Origin of the sequence: Nocardiopsis suaedae (assembly GCF_027706745.1) — a bacterium.
Classification (GTDB): Bacteria; Actinomycetota; Actinomycetes; order Streptosporangiales; family Streptosporangiaceae; genus Nocardiopsis_A; species Nocardiopsis_A suaedae.
In genome coordinates, this window is sequence record NZ_JAQFWP010000042.1 from 35,835 (window position 1) to 60,214 (window position 24,380).

The window sequence follows — 24,380 nt, forward strand, 5'->3', positions numbered from 1 at the left end:
CGCACCCCTTGCCCACACCACTCCACCGTCCTGCAGGTGACCATGGCTGAGTTCCTCTACAGAATCGGGCGCGCCGCGGCGCGCCTCCCCAAGACCGCCGTCGCGGTATGGCTCGCCCTGCTCGTGGCCGCCGGGGGCGCGTTCGCCCTGTTCTCCGGCGAGCTCAAGGACGGCTTCTCCATCCCCGGGACGCCCACCGACGAGGTCAACCGGCTCCTCTCCCAGGAGTTCGACGGCATGGGCGGCGGTGCGGGCACCATCGTCTACCGGACCGACGACGGAGAGCCCTTCACCGACGCGCAGAAGGAGGCCATCGCCGAGCGCGTCGACGAGGCGTCCGGCGTATCCGGGGTCGAGGACGCCGTCGACCCGTTCGCCACCGAGCAGGAGCGGGCCGACGGCGAGGCCGAACTGGCCGACGGCCGCGAGCAGCTGGAGGACGGCCGCGCCGAGCTGGAGTCGGGCCAGGAGGAGCTCGACGCCGGGCGCGAACAGGCCGAGGCCTCCGGCATGATCGACCGGCTGGAGGAGGGCCTCGACGCCCGCCAGGCCGAGATCGACGCCGGGCGGGAGCAGCTCGACGCCGAGGCCGAGAAGCTCGAACAGGGCGAGGCCCTGATGGAGATGTCCTCCGACATCCGCATGGTCTCCGAGGACGGTGCCACCGCGCTGGTCAACGTCTCCTTCACCCAGGCCCAGGAGGAGGTGCCCCAGGAGACCAAGGACGCCGTCATGGCGGTCTTCGAGGACGACCCCGTCGACGGGACCACCGTGGACTTCGCCAACGACATCGCGATGAGCCTGCCCCAGCTCTTCGGCCCCGCCGAGGCCGTGGGGCTCGTCGTGGCGGCGGTCGTGCTGCTGGTCATGCTGGGCACCCTGGTCGGCGCGGGCCTGCCGATCCTGACGGCTCTGGTCGGCGTCGGGGTCGCCTCCATGATCGCCATGTCCCTGTCCGGCGTCCTGGAGATGGCCTCCATCACCCCGATCCTGGGCCTGATGCTCGGCCTGGCGGTCGGCATCGACTACGCGCTGTTCATCGTCAACCGGCACCGCCGCCAGCTCAAGGACGGCCTGCCGGTCGCCGAGTCCATCGGCCTGGCCAACGGGACCGCGGGCAACGCGGTGGTCTTCGCCGGTGCCACGGTGCTGATCGCGCTGCTCGGCCTGAACATGACCGGGATCGGGTTCCTCGGCCTGATGGGCAGTGTGGGCGCGATCGCGATCGTGGTCGCCGTACTGATCGCGGTCAGCCTGGTCCCGGCGCTGCTGGCGCTGATCGGCCCGCGCATCCTGTCCCGGCGCGAGCGCGCCCGCCTCGGCGGGGACGCGGCGGGCGAGGGCGGTACGCCCGGCGGCGCACCGGACCGGCGGGGGCGCGCGTCGGCGCCGGAGCCGATGACGGCCCTGGGCGCGATCGGCCGCGCCGCCGCCGCCGTGGCGGTCCTCGGCGTCATCGCCCTGCCCGCGCTCGACCTGCGGCTGGGCATGCCGGACGGCTCCTCCGAGCCCGCCGAGTCCACCCAGCACCGGGCCTACACCGCCATCGCCGAGGAGTTCGGCGAGGGGCAGAACGGGCCGCTGCTGGTCGCCGCGGAGCTGCCGGGCGGCCCGGACACCGACGCCGCCGAGGCGAAGGCGCCGGACTACCAGTTCCAGGTCGCCGAGGAGATCGCGGCCCAGGACGGTGTCGCCGCGGTGGCTCCGATCGGGATGAACGACGACTTCACGCTGGCGATCTTCCAGGTCGTCCCGGAGGAGGGGCCGTCCAGCGCCTCGACCGAGGAGCTGGTGCACACGCTGCGCGACACCGAGCCGATCCGCGGCCTGGAGCCACTCGGGGTGGCGGGCATGGCCAGCGGGAACATCGACATCTCCGAGACGCTGAGCGACGCGCTGCCGGGCTACCTGACCGTGGTCATCGGCCTGTCGCTGGTCATCCTGCTGCTGGTGTTCCGCTCGCTCTTCGTCCCGGTCGTGGCGACGCTGGGGTTCATCCTCTCCTTCTTCGCCGCCCTCGGCGGCGTGGTCGCCGCCTACCAGTGGGGCTGGCTCGGCGGGCTGATCGGCCTGGAGAACCAGGGGCCGGTGTTGAACTTCCTGCCGACGCTCCTGGTGGGCATCCTGTTCGGCCTGGCCATGGACTACATGCTGTTCATCGGCACGGGCATGCGCGAGGCCTACGTGCACAAGGCGCCGGCGCGGTTCGCCGTGGTGCAGGGGCTGCGGGCCGGGCGCGCGGTGGTCACCGCCGCGGCGATCATCATGATCTCGGTCTTCGGGGGGTTCATCTTCTCCGAGACGGCGATGATCAGCTCGATCGGGTTCGCCCTGGCGTTCGGCGTGCTGCTGGACGCGTTCGTGGTGCGGATGGTGCTGATCCCTGCGCTCATGCACCTGGCCGGGGACGCGGCGTGGTGGCTGCCGCGCCGTCTCGACCGGCTCCTGCCCGACATCGACGTCGAGGGCTCGGCGCTGGAGCGCCGCCACGCCGACGGGCGGACGGAGGACGCCGCAGGGGACGGCTCCGCCGCTGTGGCGCCCCCCGCTGCCGATCAGCAGGGCACGACCGTGGGCACCGACCGGCGCTGAGCCGACCTCGGGCACCAGGGGACACGCGGCCCCCTGCCGGACCATCGGGTCCCGGCAGGGGGCCGCCGCATGTGTACCGGGCGAGGCGGCGCCGGGGCTAAGCGTCGATGGGAACGGTGATCGACTCCGAGCATCCCAGGGACGGGGTCAGCACGAGGCTGACGGTGGCGCTCGGTTCGTCGTCGGGCCGATCGGACAGGGCGAGGTCGCAGACGGCCCCCTTTCCGGTGAGGGGGTACCAGAACCAGGTGTCCCCGACCGGGGCGCGGTCGACCGGCCTCCATCCGCCCTTCCCGTGACGGAAGGCAATGAGTTCGACGATCGCCTCGTACTCACCGGAACGGTGCGCGGTCAGGGCGATCTTCAGGTCCGATCCGAAGGTTGTGGTGGCGATGCGGTGGGTCTCGGGGCCGGATGCGGAATCCGCGGCCGACTCGGCCGTCGCCGCCGTGGCGGTAGTCGCGGTGAGCAGCAGCGCCGGCACGGCCGCGGCGGCGAGGAGGGCGCGCCCGGCGCGAAGCCGGGCCGGGGACGGGAGCGGCATGGCGTCTCCTGGGGTCCGATCGGCGGCTTCCCGGGAAGCCGCTGGCTCTTACCCGCATGACGTCTTGCAAGGGCCGCGGGTTGACCGCCAGGGGCGCCGCCCCGAGCACTGTGTTCGCGCGGGTGCCCTCAGCCCCTGCTCTCGGCGGCCCCGGCCCGGATTCCGCGGCTGTGGGCCAGGTGGCGCCGGGCGGGTTCGGCCGTCAGGTCCGCGTCGCGTGCGGCGACCGCTTCCACGATGGCCTCGTGTTCCTGGGCGGAGTCGGTCAGCTCCCCCCGGTCCGCGAGCTTCTGCGGTCCCCGCATGCGCGCCTGGTCGCGGAGCCGGCCGACCATGGACACCAGCGGACGGGTGTCATCGAGACTCCGGGTTCGGCGGCCACGGCGGTCACGCTGACCACCTCTCCTGGTTCGATCCGGCCCAGGGCGTTGCGTGCGCACGGCCTCGGGGGCCTGTTCGCGCAGGCCGACCGGCCTCAGGGGAGGGGAGTCCGGCGTCATCATGCCCAGGCATGACACAGCCCGCCGGGGAACGGCCTCACCCGACGTTTAAGGTGTGAGGCCCCACCCCCGCCCCCTGGGAGGCCCCATGACGGCGATCATGCTCGACGAGCACGACATCCGCGGCGCGGTGACGATGCCCGAGGCCATCGCGGCCGTCCGCCGGGGTTTCGCCGACCTGGCCGACGGCGCCTTCGAGATGCCCGTGCGCACCGTCCTCGACGACGGCGGGTTCCTCGTCATGCCGGTCCACCACCGGCCCACCTCCTCGGCGGTGACCAAGTTCCTGAGCCTGAACTTCGACCGCGCACCCGCGATCGACGGGACGGTGGTGTGGAGCGAGGCGCACAGCACCGACCGGGTCGTGGCCCACGCCGGGACCGTGACCGCTCTGCGCACCGGGGCCGCGGTCGGCGCCGCGACCGACCTGCTCGCCGACCCCGGCGCCGACGAACTGGTGCTCATCGGCGCCGGCGGGCAGGCGCCCGACCAGGTGCGGGCGGTCCACGCGGTCCGGCCGCTGCGCCGCCTGACCGTGGTCGCCACCGCCCCCGAGCGCGCCCGCGCCCTGGTCGAGCGGCTCCGGCCCGAACTCGACGGCGTGCGCCTGGAGACCGCCGCCGACGCCCGCGCGGCCGTCGGCGGCGCGCCGATCGTCTGCTGCGCCACGACCTCCACCGTTCCGCTGTTCACCGCGGACGACCTGCCCGAGCGGGTACACGTCAACGCCATCGGCGCGTTCCGGCCCACGATGCGGGAGCTGCCCGACGACCTGCTGGCCGGTGCCGACGTGGTGATCGACGAGCGCGAGGCGGCCCTGGAGGAGTCCGGGGAGGTCGTCCACGCGTTGGAGGCGGGCGCGATCACCGGGGCGGACCTCACCGAACTCGGCCCCGCGCTCGCCAAGGGCGGCGGCTTCGGACCGAGGACCGTGTTCAAGTCCGTCGGGGTCGCCATCCAGGACTGGGCCGTCGCCCACCTGCTCGCCGAGCGGGTCCTGCGCTAGGCCCTGTCCGGAGTTCTGCGGTGTCCCAGCGTCAGAACCCCTGGTCGGGCCACACTCCACCCCTAGCGTCCAGCACACCTACGAAAAGTTGCACTGAAACACGAGAAACCACCGCTGTCTTGAGCCCGACTTCTCCGAGATCAACGACGGAGGGGCCGGCGGGGGGGACTCCGGACAGGGCCTGAGTGTGGTGTTCGGGGAGGTCGGGAACGCGCTCGGCGGGTGTGCGGCCGCCGATCCCGGTGTGGGGCGACCTGGCCGGGGGCGGAGGAATCCTGCCCGTCGTGCCCTTCGGGTTACTCCACCCCTGGTGAACGGTGCGGCGTGGTTACTATGGTGCAGGCCGCCGCGCTGCGGCGTTCCACCCCCTGGTGAGTACCGCGAACGCATCGAGGTATCCGGACCCGTGACCGAAAAGCCGCGAGTGGCCCTGTGGCTGGTCTGCCTCGGCGCCTTCATCGCTCTCGGTCACCAGCTCGGTCCGCATGGTCACGCTTTCGGTGCCGACGTCGCCGCCCACGCGCACGCCCATGAGGGGCAGCACGGGGCAGCGCACGAGGGGACGCAGGGCGAAGGCCACGAAGAGGACCCGGCCTGCGGGCGTACGGTGCCGCCGTCTCCCGGCGACGCCGCGCCCGCCGCCCTGCCCGCCGGACCGCTCCTCGACGTCGTCGTCCCCGAAACGGGACGCTGCCGCGTTCCCGACGTCCCGGAACTCTCCCTTGGGCGCTCGCCGCCCGACCTCGTCTCCGAACTCCAGGTCAACCGGGTCTAGATGCCGCGGCCCGCGCCGGGCCGCCTCCAGGCGCGCGCCCGAGGCGTGCGCGGACCCCGGCGGCGCCCGCGCGCCGCCGTCCGACCTGAAGCAAGGAGACGCCGTGACCGATCACGATGACGAACGCCCCGGCAGGCCGTGGTACCTGGGCCCCGACGAGGGGCGCCACCGGGGCCGGCCGGACGGACGGCCGCCGGAGGGCGGCTCCGGCGATCCCGCGTCCCTGCGGACCTCCGCCTCCCGTGCCCAGGGCCCTCCGCGCGCCCCCGGAGCCCGGGAGGATGCGTGGTCCCCTGGTGCGGGCGCCGCGCCCGCCCGGTCCCACCGCGGCGGCTCGCCGTACCGGGTCCCCGCCGGGCCCGACGCACCGCCCGAACAGCCGCTCGGCTCGCGGCGCGCGCGATCCCGAGCCCGGCCCCGGACCGATGCCGGGCTCGCCCGGCAGGTGGCGGCCGCCGCCAGCCTGGCGGCAGGGGCGGTCCACGTCGCCGCGACGCCCGCCCACCTGGAGGAGTGGCTCGCCGCGGGCGCCTTCTTCGCCGCAACGGCGCTCTTCCAGCTGGTGTGGGGCCTGGCCGCCCTCGCCCTGCGCAGCACCTTCCTGCAGGTGTGCGGCCTGATCGCCAACCTCGGCGTCCTCGGCGTGTGGGCGGTCAGCCGCCTGGTCGGGATGCCGTTCGGCCCGGCCGCCGGAGTCCCCGAGGCCGTCGGCGCGGCCGACCTGGTCGCGGCGGCGCTCGGAGCCGTCGTCGTCACGGGGGCACTGTGCTCGTTGCTCCCCCGGGAGCGCCACGGGGTGCTCACCGCGGGCGGGTACCGGGGCGCGCTGGTCCTGGCCTTCGGGGTGCTGGGGGCGGCGGCGGTGCCCGGCGCGACCGCCGCGCTGGAGCACAGCCATGCCGGTGGCGGGCACGGCCACGCCGAGGGCGGGCACGGCCACGGGGGTGGTGAGGAGGCGGCGGAATCCGCCGAGCCGTCCGCCGGGTCCACCGGCCCCGCCGAGCCCTCCGGAGGCGGGGAAACCGGTGGCCAGGACCCGTCAGGTCAGGGCCGGGGCCCGGCGGAGCAGCCGCCGGCCGACGACGGCCATACCCACGCCCCGGGCGAGGGGCACGGCTGACGCGGGACGCCCCCCGCCGGTCGGCCCCGGTTGCGGGCCCTGGGGGCTCTGGTCGAAGGGCGCCCTGGGAGCGTGTCCACGACAACGGAACCGACCGAAGGAGCATGCCCCATGCGTATCGGTGTCCTGGGCGCGGCCCGCATCGCCGAAAGGGCGATCGCCGACCCCGCGCGCACGTGCGGCCACCGCCTCGTCGCGGTGGCCGCACGCGATCCCGCCCGGGCCGAGGAGTTCGCCGCCGCCCACGGCGTCGAGCGTGTCGCGGAGTCCTACGCCGCCCTGGTCGCCGACCCGGAGGTCGATGTCGTCTATAACCCGTTGCCCAACGGGCTGCACGGGCCGTGGAACCTGGCCGCCCTGGCGGCGGGCAAGCACGTGCTGACGGAGAAGCCGTCGGCGAGCAACGCCGAGGAGGCCGCCGCCGTCCGCTCGGCCGCGGCCGCGGCGGGCACGGTGTTCATGGAGGGGTTCCACTACCACTTCCACCCTGTCGTCCGGCGCCTGCACGAGCTGCTGGAGTCGGGCGAGCTCGGTGAGGTGCGCCGTGTGGAGACCTCGGTGTCCATGCCCGCCCCGCCCGACGACGACGTCCGCTGGTCCCTGCCCCTGGCCGGCGGCGCACTGATGGACCTGGGATGCTACGCGCTGCACGCCCAGCGAATGCTGGCGCCGTGGACGGGCGGTGCGCCCCGCCTGACCGCGGCGCGCGGCGGCGAGCGTCCCGGCTTCCCGGGTCTGGACGAGTGGCTGGAGGCCGACCTCGCCTTCCCCGGCGGGGCCACCGGCTCGGCGCGCTGCCACATGGCGGACGACCGGTGGCGGACCCGGTTCCGGGTGGTCGGAGCCCGGGGCGAGGCGACCGTCCTCGACTTCGTCAGGCCCGACCGCGACGGCCGCATCGCCGTCCGCACGCCGCAGGGGGAACGCGTCGAGGATCTGGGACGCCGGTCCTCGTACACCTATCAGCTGGAGGCCTTCGCCCGTCGCCTGGACGAGGGCGTCCCGCTGCCCTTCGGCGCCGAGGACGCCCTGGCGGCGATGCGGCTGATCGACGAGTGCTACCTGAGGGCCGGCTTCGACCCGCGTCCGAGGAGCTGACGGCAGGGGCGGGGCCGCGCGGCGGCCCCGCCCGGCCCGATGTCCGGTGCCGGGGTCGGCCCGCCGTCCGGCGTGCGCGTGTAGCGGCCCGTCGTCGCGAAGCGGCCGGGCAGCCCCGCCTCCGTCCGGGCGAACGCGGATGATCGTGACGACGAGTGCCACGGCCCATGCGCGAGCGGTCCAGATGAGCATCTCGGCTCCCTGGCTCCGATCGCGTCGAGGCGGTGGTGCGATTGCACCTCGCACGGGGCGGGGCGGGTAGCGATGCGGCCTGGCGGGTCCGGAGCCGTGCTGGCGTGCCGGGGGCGGTGGTGGACGTACGACCGCTGGGCCGTCAGGTCCTGGTCACGCCTTCCGCCTCCCGCCGGATGCGCTCGAACTGGGCCCCCATGGCCTCGGCCAGTGCGTGGGCGCCGGAGAGGGGGCGGACCATCACCGTGAAGTCGTCGATGAGGCCGTCCTCGTCGAAGTGCAGGATGTCGCAGCCGTGGACGTCCTTGTCGCCCACCGTGGCGGTGAAGACGAGGACGAGGTCGCGCCCGGCGGGGTCGGCGACCTCGCGGACGTAGCGGAAGTCCTCGAACACGCGCAGGACGCCGCGCAGGACGGCGGCGGTGATCGCCTTGCCCGGGTAGGGGCGGTAGGCGACGGGGCTGGTGAAGACGACGTCGTCGGCCAGCAGCGCCTCGACGGCCTCGTGGTCCCCGGCCTCGACGGCCGCGCGGAAGGGGTACACCGCAACCTCCTTAGTCAACAATTTGAATAGGTGATTTGAAGAATAGAGCGGGGGGCGGCGGAAGGCAACGGGGGCGGGGTGCCGGGGCTGCGGGGCGGGCGGTTTTGCATGTTCATTCATAGTGGTGCATGATTTTCCTATGTCCAAGGTTCTCACTTCCCTGCCCGTCGGCGAGCGCGTCGGCATCGCCTTCTCCGGCGGACTCGACACCTCCGTCGCGGTCGCCTGGATGCGCGACCGGGGCGCCGTCCCGTGCGCCTACACCGCCGACATCGGCCAGTACGACGAGCCCGACATCGCGTCGGTGCCCAGCCGCGCCGGCGACTACGGCGCCGAGGTCGCCCGCCTCGTCGACTGCCGTGCGGCACTGGTCGAGGAGGGCCTGGCCGCACTCACCTGCGGGGCGTTCCACATCCGCTCGGGCGGGCGCGCCTACTTCAACACCACGCCGATCGGCCGCGCCGTCACCGGCACCCTGCTCGTCCGGGCGATGCTCGAGGACGACGTGCAGATCTGGGGCGACGGCTCCACGTTCAAGGGCAACGACATCGAGCGGTTCTACCGCTACGGCCTGCTCGCCAACCCGCACCTGCGCATCTACAAGCCGTGGCTGGACGCCGACTTCGTCTCCGAGCTCGGCGGCCGCACGGAGATGTCGGAGTGGCTCGTGGCCCACGGGCTGCCCTACCGGGACAGCACCGAGAAGGCCTACTCCACCGACGCCAACATCTGGGGCGCCACGCACGAGGCCAAGACCCTGGAGCACCTGGACACCGGGGTCGAGACCGTCGAGCCGATCATGGGCGTCCGGTTCTGGGACCCCGGGGTGGAGATCCCCGCCGAGGACGTGGCGGTCGGCTTCGTCCAGGGGCGCCCGGTGTCGATCAACGGCAAGGAGTTCTCCGACCCGGTCGCCCTGGTGATGGAGGCCAACGCCATCGGCGGGCGGCACGGCCTGGGCATGTCCGACCAGATCGAGAACCGGGTGATCGAGGCCAAGAGCCGCGGCGTCTACGAGGCCCCGGGCATGGCGCTGCTGCACGCCGCCTACGAGCGGCTGGTCAACGCGGTCCACAACGAGGACACCCTCGCCCAGTACCACAACGAGGGGCGGCGCCTGGGCCGCCTGATGTACGAGGGGCGCTGGCTCGACCCGCAGGCGCTGATGATCCGCGAGTCCCTGCAGCGCTGGGTGGGCACGGCGGTCACCGGCGAGGTGGTGCTGCGGCTGCGCCGCGGCGAGGACTACTCGATCATGGACACCACCGGCCCGGCGTTCAGCTACCACCCGGACAAGCTGTCCATGGAGCGCACCGAGGACGCCGCGTTCGGCCCCGTGGACCGGATCGGCCAGCTCACCATGCGCAACCTCGACATCGCCGACTCCCGCACCCGGCTGGAGCAGTACTCCGAGCTGGGCATCGTCGGCAACACGCACAGGACGGTGATCGGGGCCGCCCAGGCCGCCTCGACCGGCCTGATCGGCGCGATGCCGCAGGGCGGTGCGGAGGTCATCGCCGCCCGCGGACAGGTCGAGGAGGACGACTACCAGATGCTCGACCACGCCGCCATCGAGGGCGGGACCGACTGACGGAACGGCGCGGGACCCAGCCGCTCAGGCGCGGTCCTGCACGGGGGCGGTGCCGGCCCGGGGGCCGGCCCCTCCACCGGTTCCGGGCGCCGCTCGCCCTGCCCACATGCGGCGGGCGTCCGAGCGCCGCCAGACGGCCTTGTCGACCTCCACGGCGGCGTAGCCGAGGATCCCCACTCCGATGATCACCGTCCAGCTCGCCCACCCGACCGGGGCGGTGTGGAAGAGGGCGTTCATCACCGGTGTGTAGGTCAGCAGCGCCTGCAACAGGGCCATGGCGGCGATCCCCGCGTACACCCATGGGTTGCGGACGGGGGCGCGCAGCCGGTCCAGCGACCGGCAGTTGAGGAGGTAGGCCGCCTCCACGACGACGAACACATTGACCGCGGCGGTGCGCGCCTCATCGAGCGCCGCACCCGTGGCCAGCGCGTGGTGGAAGACGCCGAAGGACCCCACCACCAGGATGAAGGAGACCAGGACGATCCTGCGGACCAGGTCGCGGCTGAGGATCGGCGCGCGGGGCGGCCGGGGCGGGCGCCGCATGACACCGGGGGACACCGGTTCGAAGGCCAGCGTGATCCCCAGGAAGCCCGCCGTGGTCATGTTGATCCACAGGATCTGCGCCGGGAGGATCGGCAGGGTGGCGCCGAGGACGACCGCCGCCATCACGACCAGGCCCTCGCCGATGTTGGTGGGCAGGGTCCAGGCCAGGAAGCGGCGGAGGTTGTCGAACACGCCGCGGCCTTCCTCCACGGCGGCCTCGATGGTGGCGAAGTCGTCGTCGGTGAGCACCATGTCGGCCGCTTCTTTGGCGGCGTCGGTGCCGACCCGCCCCATGGCCACCCCGATGTCGGCCTGGCGCAGGGCGGGGGCGTCGTTGACGCCGTCGCCCGTCATGGCCACGATCTCGCCGCGGCGCTGCAGCAGCCGGACCAGGCGGAGCTTCTGTTCGGGGGAGACGCGGGCGAACACCGCCGTCCCCGCCAGGGTGTCCTCGTCGGCGGCGTCGATCTCGGCGCCGGTGAGCGCGGGCCCCTCGATGCCGAACCGGTCGGCGATGGCGCGCGCCGTCGCTCCGTGGTCGCCGGTGAGCATCCGTACGCCGATTCCCGCCGCACGGCAGGCGGCCACCGCCTCGACGGCCTGCGGGCGCGGGGGGTCGTGCATCACCTGGAGGCCGAGCAGGGTGAGGCGGCCGGGCAGGTCCTCTTCGCGGACGGGGCCCTCCCGTTCGGGAGCGAACCGGGCGAAGGCCATGACGCGCAACCCCTGCGCCGCCCAGCTCTGGGCCCTCTGCCGCTCGTCCTCGACGTCCAGCGCGCGGTCGCGCCCGTCGGGCCCCATACGGCCGGAGCACAGCGGCAGCACCCGTTCCGGCGCCCCTTTGACGTAGCCGCGCAGGCGGCCGTCGGCACACCGGTGGGCCGTGGCCATCAGCTTGCGTTCGGAGGTGAACGCCAGGGCGCCTGTGCGGGGCGCCAGGGCCGCCTCCCCGGACGGGTCGATGCCCTCGACGCGTGCGGCGGCCAGAAGCGCCGCTTCGGTGGGGTCGCCGACGATCCGCTCCTGCCCGCCCGAACCGGTGAGCTCCGCGTCGTTGCACAGCACGCCGGCCAGCAGGCACTCGCGCATCGCGTGCCCGCCGCCCCTCCCGGTGCCCTCGGCCAGGCGGCGGAGGCCGGGTTCGCGCTCGGCCCCGCCGGCCAGCACGCGGATGACGGTCATCGCGTTGGCGGTGAGCGTGCCGGTCTTGTCGGTGCAGATGACGGTGGTCGCGCCGAGCGTCTCGGCGGCGGTCAGGCCGCGGATGATCGCGTTGCGCCGGGCCATGCGCACCGCGCCGATCGCCAGGACGATGGTGACCGCGGCCGGAAGGCCCTCGGGGATGGCGCCCACCGCCAGGGCGACCGCGGCGGTGAACATCCGGTCCGGCGCCTCCCCGTAGAGGGTCCCGACCGCGAAGGTGAGCACCGCCAGCGCGACGATGGCGGCGGTCAGGCGGCGGCCGAACACGCCGAGCCGGCGGGTCAGCGGGGTGGGGTTCCGGTCGGCGGAGGCCACGAGCCGGTCGATCGCGCCGACCTCGGTGTCGGCGCCGGTGGCCACGACGATGCCGCGGCCGGAGCCGCGGGTGGCGACCGTCCCGGAGTAGGCCATGCCGGTGCGGTCGGCGAGCAGGGCGTCCGGGCCGACGGCGGCCGCGGACTTGGCGACCGGTGCGGCCTCGCCGGTCAGCGCGGACTCGTCCGCCTCGAGCGTGTCGGTGGCGGTCAGCCGCAGGTCGGCGGGCAGCTTGTCGCCGGCCTGCAGCGTCACCAGGTCCCCGGGGACGAGCTCCTCGGCCGGGACGCGGCGCGTCGCCCCGCCGCGCACGACCGTGGCCTCGACGCGGACCATGCGCGCCAGCGCGTCCAGGGCGCGCCGTGCCCGCGACTCCTGTACGTAGCCGATGGCCGCGTTCAGCAGCACGACCCCGGCGATCACGCCGGAGTCGACGAGGTGGCCCATGGCCAGGGTCACCGCTGCGGCGGCGATCAGGACGTACACCAGCGGGCTGTGGAACTGCCGCAGCAGGCGCAGGACGTGACCGGGCCCTCTGCGCCGGGGCAGGGCGTTGGGGCCGTGGGCGGCGAGGCGGCGCAGGGCCTCACGGGGGGCCAGTCCCTCCGACGGGTCGGTGCCCAGGAACCGGGCCACCTCTGTGGCGGGCAGGGCGTGGGCGCGCGGGTGGACGGGACCGCCATCGGCCCTCTCAGGGTTCGCCATGGTTCCACCATCGGGGCGCAGGACTGATCGGGGGCAGGGCACTTCCGCCCGTGCGGTGGGGCCCTCCGTACGTCCTTGCGCAGCGGCCTCGGGCCCTCGCGCCTCAGGCGTCGACGACCACGCGACCGACCCCGGCTACGGTACGGGCGACCCCCTCCGCCGTCCGGCACTCCTCGGGGCCGGCGCCGCGACAATCGAGGTAGGCCACCCCGTCCCGGACCTCCGCCGTCCACCAGTGCAGATAGGGCGCCCCCTCGGCGAGCGCGGAGCGCAGGTCGGACGTGGTTTCGGCGTCGGGCCGCCATTGCATCCGCAGCAGGTCACCGCGGCCCACCATGCCCACCACGCGCCCCGCACGCACCACGGGGACCCACCGGATCCGGTCGCGCACCATCAGGTCGACCAACCGGGCCGCGTCGGTGTTCTCGGTGACGGTCACCACCTCGCGCGTCATCACGTCGGAGACGCGCTCCGCCAATGGCGCCGGGGGCTCCGCCACCGGACGCGCCGAGGCCCGGGGGTCGTACTCGTACCGTTCCCGCAGAAGGTCGATCTCCGTGACGATGCCGAGAAGCCCTCCGCTTCCGTCGAGGACCGGGGCGGCCGCCACACCGCGCTCGACGAACAGGCGGGCGGCCTCGCTCACCGTCGCCTCCGCGGAGAGCACGGCACGCGGTGCGGTCATCACGGCATCGACCAGCATGGTCGCTCCTTCGTCTCGGCTGTTCCGCGGACACCGTCGGGTACGGGGGCCCGCCCGGACGCACCGGCCCCCGCTCTCACGGCTCGGTGCGGGGGGCCAGGAGGTCGTCGGTCTCCCAGGCCAGCTCGTCGTCGACGGCGACCACGCCGTCGATCCGGCCGATGAGCCGGGCCAGGGCGCGCGCCCCGCTGCGCCGGCGCACCGTCCCGGCCAGCGTGACCACCCCGTCCGCCACCACCGCGGAGACGCGGGCGGCGTCCGGCGTGTCGAGGAAGAAGCCGATCTCGGCATCGACGGCGGTGGCGATGTCGCCGTCGCCCTTCAGGAACACGCGCAGCAGGTCGCGGCGGGAGACCACGCCGACCAGCGTGCCACCGTCGTCGACCACGGGCAGGCGCTTGACCCCCCGCCGCGCCATCAGCCGGGCGGCCGCCACGACGGGGGCTTCGGGGCGGGTCGTGACCGCCGGGCTGGTCATCAGCCGGGCCGCGGTGGTGGCCACGGCGTCCTCGTCGGAGTGCGCGGACGGGGCGGCGGAACTCCGGAGCCGTTCGCGCAGCCGGGACCCCAGCGGCGGCCGGCGGTCGCCTCCGCCGCCCACGCCCTTGAACTCCTCGTGCAGGAGGTCCTCCTCGGACACCACACCGAGGACCCGGCCTTCGGCGTCCAGGACCGGCAGCGCGCTGACCCCGTGCTCCACCAGGGCCTGCACGATCTGCTTGTACCCGGAGTCCTCGGTGACCGAGACGACCGCGGTCGTCATGACGTCGGCGACGGTGCTCCGCATCGCCCTCTCCTCGTTCGTCGCTCGGGCGGCCCGTCCGCGCGGTGCGGTGCTCCGGCGGAACGGCCCCGTATCGCCACACTCCGCCGCCCGGTGCCGCGGCGACAGTGCCCACGGGCCCGTCACGGGCGGACGTTCGTATCGTTGTGCGGAGACCCGGGGCCGTGGTGGTCGGGCGGCCAAGGCAGGCGTGGAGCAGGGCGAAGCCGCGCACCACCGTCCACCACCGGGTTCCCGGCCCCGACGAGCTCGATTCCACCCGTATCCAAGTGCGGTGCCGACGGGATCGTCCAGGACGGCGTCGGGCATCTTCGGATCATCGGGCTCGTCGGGGCACACCGGCCCGCGCGACCGGCGTCTCCGGCGGCGGAGCGCCCCTCCGACCGGCCGGGGCGCCCCGTGGGTCAGTCCTCCATCGCCTCGCGCACCTTGGCGGTGTCCACGAACTGCTCGAAGCGCACGATGAGCCCGCCGCGGACGGTGAAGTGGTGGGCGACGCGGACGTCGATGTCCTTGCCCGTGGCCTTGTTGGTCGCCGTGTAGCGGGCCAGGACGACGACGTTCTCGCCGTCGACGACGTAGGTGTCGTCATGGGCCGCCCAGCCGTCCCACTCCTCGGCCAGCCGTTCCATGACGGCGGACGTGACGCCCTCGGGGGTGCGGTAGGTACCGGCCAGCGGGAAGCCCGCCATCTCGGTCCACTCCACGTCGGGGGCCAGCGTGGCGCGCAGGGCTTCGAGATCGCCGTCGGCGGAGGCGATGTACTGGCGCCGTACCACGTCGGCGGGGGCAGGGGAGGTCGCGAAGTCGGAAGGTCCGGTCATGGCGGGGTCCTTTCGGGTCGAGTGCGGGCGGGAACGTGCGGAGCGGCGGTCCCGGTCCGGTGCCGATGTGTCGGGTCCACCGGCACCGGACTGCGGGAGGGGCCGGTCAGCCCCAGGACATTTCGCCCTTGACGACCTTCGCGCCGAGCTGGGCCGCGATGAGCATCCCCGAATCCGGGTACAGGGCGACCATCGCGTCGGTCAGCTCCGCGCCGCTGTCGGCCTTGTCGAGTTCGGCCTCGAAGGCGGTGAGGTAGTCGCGGGTGTAGGCGATCGGGCTCGCGTCGAGGGCGTCGGTCGGCAGCCGGTGGCCCGGGACGGCGAAGGCGGGCGCCAGCGCCGCCATCTCGTCGAGCACCTCGATCCACGCGGCGCGCTCCTCGGGGGCGGCGGTGTCGGCGACCCAGACGTGCTCGTTCTGGAAGAGCAGCACACCGCCGACGATGGCCCGCTGGTCGGCCTGCCACAGGTAGTGGCGGTCGGCCAGCGCCGGGTGGCCGCCCTTGAGCTGGAACACGTGTCCCTCGAGGGTGATGTCGCCGGTCAGCTCGGCCATCTCGACCAGGCGGGTCGGGCGGTTGGCCCCCACGGCCTCCCACGCCTTGAGCTTTCCTTCATAGGACTTCCCGATGTGCTCGATCACCGGCGGCGTGGCGACGATCTCGGCCTCGGGGAAGGCGTCGGCGACCACCTCGGCGCCCCAGTAGAAGTCGGGGTCGCCGTGGCTGATGACGACCGTGGTCAGCTCCTTGCCGGAGTCGAGGACCTCGGCGGCCAGCCGGTGGCCGTCGGCGCGGGTGAACCCGGCGTCGATGAGGACCGCCTGCTCCTCGCCGGTGATCAGGGTGGCGGTCTTGTTCTTGGAACCGGCGGGGAAGTTCAGGTCGAAGACCTGGTAGTCGAGCGTGCTCATGGCGTGGCCTTTCATGTGGAGATGCGGCCCGTACGGAGGTACGGCGCGGGGGTCGGGCAGGGCGTCGGATGAGAACGCCGCAGGTCGGGCGTCAGGACGTAGGGGCAAAGGTAGCCAGGCGCCGGTCGATTTCGTCGGCACCGGCGTGGCCGACGGCGAGTCGTGTCGCGCGGCCGCCGTCGAGGGCCAGCAGGGTGGGGTAGGCGTCGACCCCCAGTGCGGCCGACCGCGAGAAGTCCGCCTCGGCTTCGGCCGCCGACTCCGGTGCGGAGAAGGCGTCGGCGACGGTGTCCGGATCCAGGCCGTTCGCCTCGGCGACCGTGCGGTAGGTCGCCGGGTCGGACAGGCTCAGGCCGTCGACGTAGAACGCGTGCTGCAGGGCGGCGGCCAGTTCCACGGCGCGGTCGGGCGCGATCCGCCTCAGCGCCGCCACGCCCCGGGCGGCGGCCTCGGAGTCCATGACGAACGAGCCGTCCGCGATGAGCCGCGCGTATCCGGCGCCGAACGCCGCCCCGGTCAGTTCGGTGATCTTGGCGTTGGCGCCCTGGACGTACCCGAACTCCCTGATCGGCACGCGGCGCGCGCCGGTGAACAGGCCCCCGGAGACCACGTCGACCTCCAGGTCCCGGTGGCGCCGAACGACCTCGGCCAGGGTGGGCGCGAAGCCGTACGACCATCCGCAGTAGGCGTCGAAGACGTAGACGAGCTTCATGGGGTGTGAGCCTCCCGGTGACGGGATCCGCGTCCCGCGGATCATTGCCTGACGGAACAGTATCTTCCTAGACAGATATTCCCGCAAGACGCATCGAATCCCGGATCCCGCCCCGACGCCCGCCGTCCACCGGTCGGCGCCCTGGTCTTCGCCGCCTGCTCGGCCGCGGTGATGCGCGTCTCCCGAGCCGATGGCCCCCTTCCCGCCGACTCCCCGCGCGCATGCGCCGCCGCCCCTCACGGGGGGCGGGAGCCCTGCCAGGGGCACCCGTCACTGCGGGCGGGTACGGCCTGGACCGGACCCCCGCCCGGTGTCCCCATGGGGGAGCAGGGAGACCAGGAGGTTGATGAAGTCGGACACCGCAGGTCCCCTGCGGCCGCCGATCATCGTCTGGATCTGGGCACGGCGCCGGTCGAAGACGGGGTGGGCCAGAGGGATGTGGACCAGGCCCCCGTCCGGGTCGCCGTCCATGCCCAGGCCACTGACCAGGGCCGCTCCTCCGCCGGAGCGGACGAACGCGTAGACCGGGGCCAACCGGTCGCACTCGAGGGCGACGGTGGCCTCCACCCCTTCGATGCGGGCGGCGATGTCGAACAGCTCGCGCTGGCTGGCGCCCTCGGCCGACAGGGCGAGCGGGTGGTCGCACAGCTCGGCGAAGCCGACCCGGTCCCGGTCGGCCAAGGGGTGGTCCCCCCGCACCGCGACGAAGGTGGGCACCACGGCGGAGTGGTCGACGGACACGTCCTCCTGCCCTCCGATGGCGAAGGTGGCGGCCACGTCGGCGTCCCCTTCGGCCACGCGGCGGGTCGCCTCCTCACGGCCGACGACGTCGAGGCGGAAGGTGATCGCGGGGTGGATCAGCCGCAGCCGGGACATCGCCTGGGGCACCACGGAATGCGCGAAGCCTTCGGTGCAGGCCACGACGATCCTGCGGAACCCGGCGGGGTCCAGGGTGCGCATCTCGGCCAGCAGCGCCGAGGCGTCCAGCTCGCTGCGGTGGACGTGGGCCAGCAGCCGGCGGCCGGCCTCGGTGAGCGTCATCCCCCGGGGATGCCGGTCGAACAGCGGGCGTCCGATCTCCGACTCCAGCTTGGCGATCTGCCGGCTGATGGAGGAGGGCGTGATGTGGCGGTTGTCCGCCGCCACGGCGATCGAGCCGGTCTGGGCGACCTCACGGAAGTAACGCAGGGCGGCGGGGACGAGGGGCACAGTGAACCACCGGCATCGTTGCGTCGATTGCAAGGCAGGCACCGAAAATCGGCATTGGCCACAACTGTACGCCCACGGTTAATCTCCTGGCACACCGGCAGTGCTATCAGGGGCAACACATATGGACCGCACCACCGCCACCGCCGCGGCCAGGGACTACCTCGACTCCGGGGCGTTCTTCGCCGAGCTCTCGGAACTCGTCGCCTACCCCACGGAGAGCCGACGCCCCGAAGGGAGCGTTGCGCTGAAGGCATACCTGCGCGATGCGCTGGGGCCGATCCTCGAGGAGCTGGGGTGCACCGTCACCCTCGCCGCCAACCCCGCCGACGCCGGCGGCCCGTTCCTCATCGCCACCCGCGTCGAGGACGAGGAACGCCCCACCGTCGTGTGCTACGGGCACGCCGACGTCGTCGACGGCCAGGCGGGCCAGTGGGGCGACGGCCGCGACCCGTGGACCCTCACCGCCGTCGGGGACCGCTGGTACGGCCGGGGCACGGCCGACAACAAAGGCCAGCATCTGATCAACCTCGCCGCGCTCCGGGCGGTTCTGGCCGTACGGGGGCGCCTGGGGTTCAACCTCACGATGCTGTTCGAAACCGGCGAAGAGATCGGCTCGCCGGGGCTGGACGCATTCGTCCGCGCCCACCGGGACGAACTCCGAGCCGACGTGCTGATCGCCTCGGACGGCCCCCGGCTCACCGCCTCGACCCCCACCCTGTTCCTCGGCGCGCGCGGCGGGGCCACCATCGAGCTCGACGCGGACCTCCGTCCCGCCGACCACCATTCGGGAAACTGGGGCGGGCTGCTGCGCAATGCCGCCACCACCCTCACCGGCGCCATCGGCACACTGGTCGACGGGCACGGCGGCATCACCTGCCCCGCGCTGCTCCCCGAGCGCCTGCCGGACCCGGTCCGCACCGCACTGTCCCGGGTCCACCTCACCACGTCTCCGGACGGGGGCGCGATCGACACCGACTGGGCCGACCCTGCGCTCACCCCGGCCGAACGGCTGTACGGGTGGAACACGGTGGAGGTCATCGCGCTCGACGCCGGGGACGTCGACGCCCCGGTCAACGCGATCCCCGGCCGCGCCCGCGCCGTGCTCCAACTACGGTTCGTGGTCGGCACCGACCTCGACGGAATGGCCCGGTCCCTGCGGGCCCACCTCGATGCCCAGGGCTACCCCATGGTCGGCGTGCGCATCCCCCAGGCGTTCCCCGCCAGCCGCACCGACCTCGACCACCCATGGGTGCACTGGGCGGCCGCCTCATTGGAACGCAGTGTCGGCGGGCCGGTGACCGTCCTGCCGAACATCGGCGGCTCCCTGCCCAACCACGTGTTCACCGACCTCCTCCAGGTGCCCACGATCTGGATGCCGCACTCCTACCCCGGCTGCCGGCAGCACGCCCCCGACGAACACCTGCTGGTGACCGTGGCCCGCCAGGGCCTGGAGATGGCCGCGGGACTGTTCCATGACCTGGGGGCGGCGGGCGAAGGGGAGGCACCGCCCCCGCCGGTGTCCACCGCGACGACGCCGAGGAGCGTCGGCTCTCCCAGTACACGCGTCCCACGCTGACCCCCCGTCCCCGTCCTTGGGAGAACCATGTCGTCCGCCGCTTCCACGCCCTCGCCCCCGTCGCCGGACGCCGCCGCCCCGGCGCCCACCACGCGGCCCGTCCGCGTGATCGCGGCGGCCACCATCGGCAACGCCCTGGAATGGTTCGACATCGCGATCTATGCGATGCTCGCCATCTACATCGGCCGCGTCTTCTTCCCCGAATCCGCCCCCAGCGTCCAGCTCGTGCAGGCCTTCGGCGTGTTCGGCGTCACCTACCTGATCCGTCCCCTGGGCGGGCTGCTGCTGGGCTCCTACGCCGACCGCCGGGGGCGTAAGAAGGCCCTCGTCCTCAGTATCCGGCTGATGGTCATCGGGACCGGCATGATCGTCGTCATGCCCGGCTACGCCACCATCGGCCTGTTCGCGCCGCTGGGCATCGTGGCGGCGCGCCTCATCCAGGGGTTCGCGGCCGGCGGCGAGTTCGGCGCGGCCACATCGCTGCTCGTCGAGCAGAACGGCCGACGGCGCGGCTTCCTCGGCAGCTTTCAGTTCGCCAGCCAGGGGTTGGCGACGCTCCTCGCGGCGGGGTTCGCCGCCGGGCTGACCGCGCTGCTGTCCGACGCGGACATGACGGCGTGGGGCTGGCGCATCCCCTTCGCCTTCGGCCTGCTCGTGGGGCCGGTCGGCTACTACATCCGCCGCCATGTCGACGACTCCCCGGCGATGGCCGACTCCGACGACGGCGCAAAGCGAGTGTCCGCCCAGCTCGGTGGGCTGTTCCGGTACCAGTGGGGCGGGCTGCTGATCGCGGGCGGCGTGCTGGTGGTGTCCACCACGCTGAACTTCATCCTGCAGTACCTGCCGACGTTCGGCATCAGCGAGCTGGGGCTCTCCCCCTCCTTCTCGTTCCTGTCCTTGGTGATCACCGGGGCGATCCTCACCTTCGTCACGCCGCTCGTCGGCCAGGCCGGCGACATGGTCGGCCGCGTCAGGATCATGCTCCCCGCCGCCCTGCTGATCGGCGTCTCGGTCGTCCCGCTGTTCCTGTGGCTGACCGCGGCCCGCACCTTCGGCGTGCTGGTGGTCGTCATGGTCGTCCTGGGCCTGCTGAAGGCGCTGTACTACGGGGCACTGCCCTCGGTGATGGCCGACGCCTTCCCGGTCCGTTCGCGTGCCACCGGCCTGTCCTTCAGCTACAACACCACCGTGATGGCCTTCGGGGGGTTCACCCCGACGATCGCGGCCGCACTCGTGGCCACCACGGGGCGGCAGGAGTCACCCGGCTACTACCTGCTGGCCGTCTCGTTCGTCAGCGTCGCCGCCCTACTCGCGGCAGTACGGTGGCGCGGAATCCGCTGACCCGGTGATCGCCGCCGCGCGATCACCGGTGTCCACCGCCATCGCCTGTCTTGCCCGGATGGGCTTTGGACACATCCCCCAGAGTGTCGCCGATGGCAACGATCTGATCCGGATCCACCACTGTGCCCAGCCCTTGTCCGGTGCGTCGGAACAGTTTCGGACCGGTCTCTCCAAGAGTCGCTCCGGGGCGGGCCTTGCGTGCTCCTGAACTGCGTGCTTCTTTGAGAGTACTGCCGTGGCTCGGAGGCGTCGAAGCGGTAGGGGTGGGGTGGTCGCGTGGAGGATGTCGTCGGTGAGCAGCCTGTCGGTGTTTCCGTTCACGATGAACTGGTCGTCGCGGAATATGTGAGTATTCGTTCGGAGATAATCAAGCTCATCGAACTGCAGTCGCAGATCGTTTCACTGGTCGTGGTGAGTGTGGGCGCGGTGCTCGGAGTAGCCGCCCAGACGAGTAGTTCCGGCCTGGCCTTCGTCTACCCGGTGCTGGCTCTGATCCTCGGCACCACCTGGCTCAATCACGCGCATTCCGTCAGCCGATGCGCCCTGTATCTTGCGCAGAACGTCGAACTGCACCGTGGGAACGGGGCCCTGGGATGGGAGGGGTTCGTCCAGCGAAACCCACTCCGGTTTGGCATGCTCGGGTACTGGGGTGTCCGTTCGATCTTCATGGGCAGCTCGCTGGTGGCATTAGCCGTCGGCTGGTCCCTGATTGAAAAAGACACCCTTCTGATCATCGCCGGTGTGATCTCTTCCGCCATCAGCTTGGGCACTGTCGTGTTGTTCATGCTGTGGCGCGAGCCCTCCCCACGCAAACTTCTGGTCGCAGCGCAGGCAAGGAAGGCCTATCCCACTGAATGATTGGTTACTACGGACACCACCTCGGGGTCGGTCATGTCCGTCGGGCCGCCGTGATCGCCGCCGAGGCCGAGACGCCGGTCGTCGGCTTTTCCACCGAGTCAGCACCGGTGGGGTGGACCGATCGATGGGTTCGGCTGCCCGACGATGCCGACGTCGTCGAGCCCGCGACGCGTGATGTCACCGCTGGCGGCACTCTGCACTGGGTTCCCCGGGGCCATGCGGGACTCCGAGGGCGGATGGAACTCATCGGCAGGGAGCTCGCCAAAGGCGAGATTCGAGTCATGGTCGTCGATGTCTCGGTTGAGGTGTCGGTTTTTGCGCGCCTGTATGGAATTCCTGTAGTCATCATGGCCCAGCCCGGGGAGCGCGACGACCGGCCCCACCGACTCGCTTATGATCTCGCCGATCGGTTGCTGGCTCCGTGGCCCGATATAATGCCTTTGCAGGGGCCTCAGCGGTGGATGGACAAGACCGTCTACTTGGGGGCCTTCTCGCGATTCGATGGTCGGTCCCCGACCACACCCGGACCGGGCCGCCGCGTCCTCGCCTTGTGGGGGTCAGGTGGATTGGACATCAGTGCCGAGCACATTAGTGACGCAGCGGCGGCCACCACCGAATGGCATTGGGAAGTGTTCGGACCTCCTCTCCCCGGTGCTGTGGATCGGCCCAACCTGACGTGGCGTGGCTGGGTGGACGATATCTGGCCCAGTCTGTGCGCAGCGGACGTTGTCGTCACCCACGCGGGCCTGAACGCGCTCGCCGACGTCGCCGCGGCACGGCGACCTGCCGTGGTCATCCCGCAAGCCCGGCCGTACGGCGAGCAACGCGCTACCGCCGCCATGCTCGACGGGAACGGGATCGCCGTGGTCGCCACACGCTGGCCCGATCCAGAACAATGGCCGGAGTTGCTTCGCCGGGCGAAAGTGCACGGTGGCACCGAGTGGAGCCGATGGTCGTCAGGTGACGGCGCCGCGCGGGCGGCGGCGGTACTCGACGATCTGGCGACAAGAACCTTCGCATACTGACACGCGCTCGATCGGACACCCGTGGCAATGTTGTCCCAACCGGGCCGCGCGGGCGACCTTGGGGCCCAGTCCTCTCCGACGGCCAGGTGGGACGGGGGCGACACCCGAACCACCGGATGCCGGGGATGGGGGAGGTCTATGAGCATGTGACCCCGCCGATGGAGAAGAAGGTCCGCGAGGTCATGGAGGAGCGCTGGCGTCAGAGCCTTCAGGCGCTGCGTCCGGGGGAGTGCGAGCGGTTCGTGGAGACGGTTCCACGGGGCGGTGGGTACTACCGTGTCCGGGGAGGGGAGTAGGGCCCGGTGGTGCTGTCAGAGGAAGACCGTCTCCTCTATGGCTCCGCCAACGAGGCCCAACGACCGCAGGCCGGGGCCGTTGAACGGCCCCGGCCTGCGGGAATGCGTGTGGGCGATACAGGATTCGAACCTGTGACCTCTACCGTGTCAAGGTAGTTCAGCGTTTCCGGCGACCTGCACCGATGTGCGGAGCCGCAGGTCAGAGGCCATCGTTGGGAACCGTTCAGCGCCGTTGAGACCCGTTGGGGAGAGTTCTCGTCTCCATTTCGTCTCCATGAGGAGGCCGTGGAGATCCCGTCTCCATCAGCCTCCGGGCGCCGCGGGGCACGGTAGTGCTCGCCCGCTGACGGCTCCCGCGCACGGTCGATGACCTGCAAGGGAGAACGAGTCCTCATGTCCAGCCCCGTGTGGTCGCGCTGGATCACGATCGCCGCGGTGAAGATGCTGGCGGGCATCGCGGCGGTGGTGTCCTACTCCCACATGTTCGAACTGGCCCAGCGCCACGGCGAGCCGGAGTGGAGGGCGGCGCTGTTCCCGCTGTCGGTGGACGGCATGATCATCGCGTCCTCGATGACTTTGTTGGCCGACGCGAGACGCGGCCGCCGCGGGGGAGTGCTCCCGTGGACGCTGCTCATCCTCGGCAGCCTGGCCTCCTTGGCGGCGAACGTGGCGGTGGCCGAGCCGACGGTGTGGTCGGCGGTGATCCACGCCTGGCCGTCCTTCGCGTTGGCGGGCGCGTTCGAGCTGCTGATGCGAGAACTCCGGCGTGAGCAAGGCGCGCGCTCAGCTCACGCAGTCGATGAGCCCAACAGCCCCGCGACCCCGGCCACCTCGCCAGCGGCAGCCGCCGAGGCCCTAGCCACCGTGGCCCAGGGCGACCAGGCAGAACTGTCCAACGCTGATCGCCCCCGCCTACACGTGGTCGAGGCTGTGGACCGCGCCGCCGAACTGCCCTGTGCCACTACCGTCCCCCGGCTACAGGTGGAGGCATGGCAGTGGGCCCAGGAGAACCGAGGAGAGGACGGCTCCCTTCCCACCGGCAGGGAGATTGCTCTCCGCTTCAATCGCAAGGCACGTTGGGGGCGTCTAGTCAAACAGTGGGGGCAGCAGGGGCATTTCGAAATGGAAGTGGCTTGACATAGTGAGTTCTTCTCCCCGGGTGCCTTTGACGAGAGGTCCGAGTCGTCAGCTGGCTAGAAGGTGCCTTGCTCGGCGTCAGGAAGCGAAGGCGGCCTTCAACGAAGGCACGTTCGTCCGGCCGTGTGGCGACGGAGGAGCTATGGAAGGAGTCGGTCACCTCGGCAGGGGCGCGTGATGCGGGGAGGAGATACCGAACAGGCGTGCGAAGCCGCTAGATCTAGTGTCCTGAGTCGTTAATTCGTGTGCAGTAGGCAGCGAGGGTTTCGATGAT

At 72.3% G+C, this 24,380-nt stretch carries 22 protein-coding genes; 12 read left to right on the forward strand and 10 right to left on the reverse strand.

Annotation, left to right across the window (positions count from 1 at the left end; all coding sequences use genetic code 11):
* Positions 1 to 42: 42 nt before the first annotated feature.
* Entirely contained in the window at positions 43 to 2,592 is a 2,550-nt protein-coding gene (locus O4U47_RS20340; RefSeq protein ID WP_270679524.1) for an MMPL family transporter, read from the forward strand.
* A gap of 97 nt (positions 2,593 to 2,689) precedes the next feature.
* Here the strand turns inward: O4U47_RS20340 and O4U47_RS20345 are convergent, their stop codons facing one another.
* On the reverse strand, positions 2,690 to 3,136 hold the full coding sequence (locus O4U47_RS20345) for a hypothetical protein (RefSeq protein WP_270679503.1): 447 nt from the start codon (positions 3,134 to 3,136) through the stop codon (positions 2,690 to 2,692).
* 128 nt (positions 3,137 to 3,264) lie between these two features.
* A complete protein-coding gene (locus O4U47_RS20350; RefSeq protein WP_270679504.1) occupies positions 3,265 to 3,471 on the reverse strand; it encodes an FCD domain-containing protein in 207 nt (68 codons plus the stop codon).
* Positions 3,472 to 3,724: 253 nt separating this feature from the next.
* Here O4U47_RS20350 and O4U47_RS20355 point away from each other — a divergent pair, with 253 nt between their 5' ends.
* The 4 genes from O4U47_RS20355 to O4U47_RS20370 all read left to right on the forward strand — a co-directional run bounded on the left by O4U47_RS20355 (position 3,725) and on the right by O4U47_RS20370 (position 7,635).
* Positions 3,725 to 4,642: an ornithine cyclodeaminase family protein gene (locus tag O4U47_RS20355; protein ID WP_270679505.1), complete on the forward strand. Its 918-nt coding sequence runs from the start codon at positions 3,725 to 3,727 to the stop codon at positions 4,640 to 4,642.
* 406 nt (positions 4,643 to 5,048) lie between these two features.
* On the forward strand, positions 5,049 to 5,417 hold the full coding sequence (locus O4U47_RS20360; RefSeq protein ID WP_270679506.1) for a hypothetical protein: 369 nt from the start codon (positions 5,049 to 5,051) through the stop codon (positions 5,415 to 5,417).
* Positions 5,418 to 5,520: 103 nt separating this feature from the next.
* The gene (locus O4U47_RS20365) at positions 5,521 to 6,537 is read left to right on the forward strand and encodes a hypothetical protein (RefSeq protein WP_270679507.1); all 1,017 of its coding nucleotides are present in this window, start codon (positions 5,521 to 5,523) and stop codon (positions 6,535 to 6,537) included.
* Positions 6,538 to 6,648: 111 nt separating this feature from the next.
* Positions 6,649 to 7,635 carry a Gfo/Idh/MocA family protein gene (locus tag O4U47_RS20370; protein WP_270679508.1) on the forward strand — a complete coding sequence of 329 codons (987 nt, stop codon included), beginning with the start codon at positions 6,649 to 6,651 and terminating at the stop codon, positions 7,633 to 7,635.
* Positions 7,636 to 7,969: 334 nt separating this feature from the next.
* Here O4U47_RS20370 and O4U47_RS20375 read toward each other — a convergent pair whose 3' ends face one another.
* Entirely contained in the window at positions 7,970 to 8,371 is a 402-nt protein-coding gene (locus tag O4U47_RS20375; protein ID WP_270679509.1) for a nuclear transport factor 2 family protein, read from the reverse strand.
* Between the two features lie 139 nt (positions 8,372 to 8,510).
* Here O4U47_RS20375 and argG point away from each other — a divergent pair, with 139 nt between their 5' ends.
* Positions 8,511 to 9,962, forward strand: coding sequence for an argininosuccinate synthase (argG, locus tag O4U47_RS20380; protein WP_270679510.1), 1,452 nt, complete (start codon positions 8,511 to 8,513; stop codon positions 9,960 to 9,962).
* A 24-nt stretch (positions 9,963 to 9,986) separates the two neighbouring features.
* Here the strand turns inward: argG and O4U47_RS20385 are convergent, their stop codons facing one another.
* The 7 genes from O4U47_RS20385 to O4U47_RS20415 all read right to left on the reverse strand — a co-directional run bounded on the left by O4U47_RS20385 (position 9,987) and on the right by O4U47_RS20415 (position 17,873).
* Positions 9,987 to 12,728 (reverse strand): cation-translocating P-type ATPase, encoded by a 2,742-nt coding sequence (locus O4U47_RS20385; protein WP_270679511.1) that lies wholly within the window; start codon positions 12,726 to 12,728, stop codon positions 9,987 to 9,989.
* A 103-nt stretch (positions 12,729 to 12,831) separates the two neighbouring features.
* Positions 12,832 to 13,431, reverse strand: a complete 600-nt coding sequence (locus O4U47_RS20390; protein WP_270679512.1) for a CBS domain-containing protein — start codon at positions 13,429 to 13,431, stop codon at positions 12,832 to 12,834.
* Between the two features lie 76 nt (positions 13,432 to 13,507).
* Positions 13,508 to 14,218, reverse strand: coding sequence for a CBS domain-containing protein (locus O4U47_RS20395; RefSeq protein WP_270679513.1), 711 nt, complete (start codon positions 14,216 to 14,218; stop codon positions 13,508 to 13,510).
* 401 nt (positions 14,219 to 14,619) lie between these two features.
* Positions 14,620 to 15,039: a nuclear transport factor 2 family protein gene (locus tag O4U47_RS20400; RefSeq protein WP_270679514.1), complete on the reverse strand. Its 420-nt coding sequence runs from the start codon at positions 15,037 to 15,039 to the stop codon at positions 14,620 to 14,622.
* 106 nt (positions 15,040 to 15,145) lie between these two features.
* Positions 15,146 to 15,952 (reverse strand): MBL fold metallo-hydrolase, encoded by an 807-nt coding sequence (locus O4U47_RS20405; RefSeq protein WP_270679515.1) that lies wholly within the window; start codon positions 15,950 to 15,952, stop codon positions 15,146 to 15,148.
* A 91-nt stretch (positions 15,953 to 16,043) separates the two neighbouring features.
* The gene (locus O4U47_RS20410) at positions 16,044 to 16,664 is read right to left on the reverse strand and encodes a DsbA family protein (protein ID WP_270679516.1); all 621 of its coding nucleotides are present in this window, start codon (positions 16,662 to 16,664) and stop codon (positions 16,044 to 16,046) included.
* 270 nt (positions 16,665 to 16,934) lie between these two features.
* Positions 16,935 to 17,873 carry a LysR family transcriptional regulator gene (locus tag O4U47_RS20415; protein WP_270679517.1) on the reverse strand — a complete coding sequence of 313 codons (939 nt, stop codon included), beginning with the start codon at positions 17,871 to 17,873 and terminating at the stop codon, positions 16,935 to 16,937.
* A 121-nt stretch (positions 17,874 to 17,994) separates the two neighbouring features.
* Here O4U47_RS20415 and O4U47_RS20420 point away from each other — a divergent pair, with 121 nt between their 5' ends.
* The 6 genes from O4U47_RS20420 to O4U47_RS20445 all read left to right on the forward strand — a co-directional run bounded on the left by O4U47_RS20420 (position 17,995) and on the right by O4U47_RS20445 (position 24,106).
* Complete coding sequence (locus O4U47_RS20420) at positions 17,995 to 19,449, forward strand: M20 family metallopeptidase (protein ID WP_270679518.1); 1,455 nt, start codon at positions 17,995 to 17,997, stop codon at positions 19,447 to 19,449.
* A gap of 27 nt (positions 19,450 to 19,476) precedes the next feature.
* On the forward strand, positions 19,477 to 20,790 hold the full coding sequence (locus tag O4U47_RS20425) for an MFS transporter (RefSeq protein ID WP_270679519.1): 1,314 nt from the start codon (positions 19,477 to 19,479) through the stop codon (positions 20,788 to 20,790).
* A gap of 276 nt (positions 20,791 to 21,066) precedes the next feature.
* The gene (locus tag O4U47_RS20430) at positions 21,067 to 21,648 is read left to right on the forward strand and encodes a hypothetical protein (protein ID WP_270679520.1); all 582 of its coding nucleotides are present in this window, start codon (positions 21,067 to 21,069) and stop codon (positions 21,646 to 21,648) included.
* Positions 21,645 to 22,673, forward strand: coding sequence for a glycosyltransferase (locus tag O4U47_RS20435; protein WP_270679521.1), 1,029 nt, complete (start codon positions 21,645 to 21,647; stop codon positions 22,671 to 22,673). The genes O4U47_RS20430 and O4U47_RS20435 overlap by 4 nt, the downstream gene beginning before the upstream one ends.
* A 125-nt stretch (positions 22,674 to 22,798) precedes the next feature.
* Positions 22,799 to 22,969: a hypothetical protein gene (locus tag O4U47_RS20440; protein WP_270679522.1), complete on the forward strand. Its 171-nt coding sequence runs from the start codon at positions 22,799 to 22,801 to the stop codon at positions 22,967 to 22,969.
* A gap of 393 nt (positions 22,970 to 23,362) precedes the next feature.
* Complete coding sequence (locus O4U47_RS20445) at positions 23,363 to 24,106, forward strand: DUF2637 domain-containing protein (protein WP_270679523.1); 744 nt, start codon at positions 23,363 to 23,365, stop codon at positions 24,104 to 24,106.
* The last annotated feature ends 274 nt before the right edge of the window (positions 24,107 to 24,380 follow it).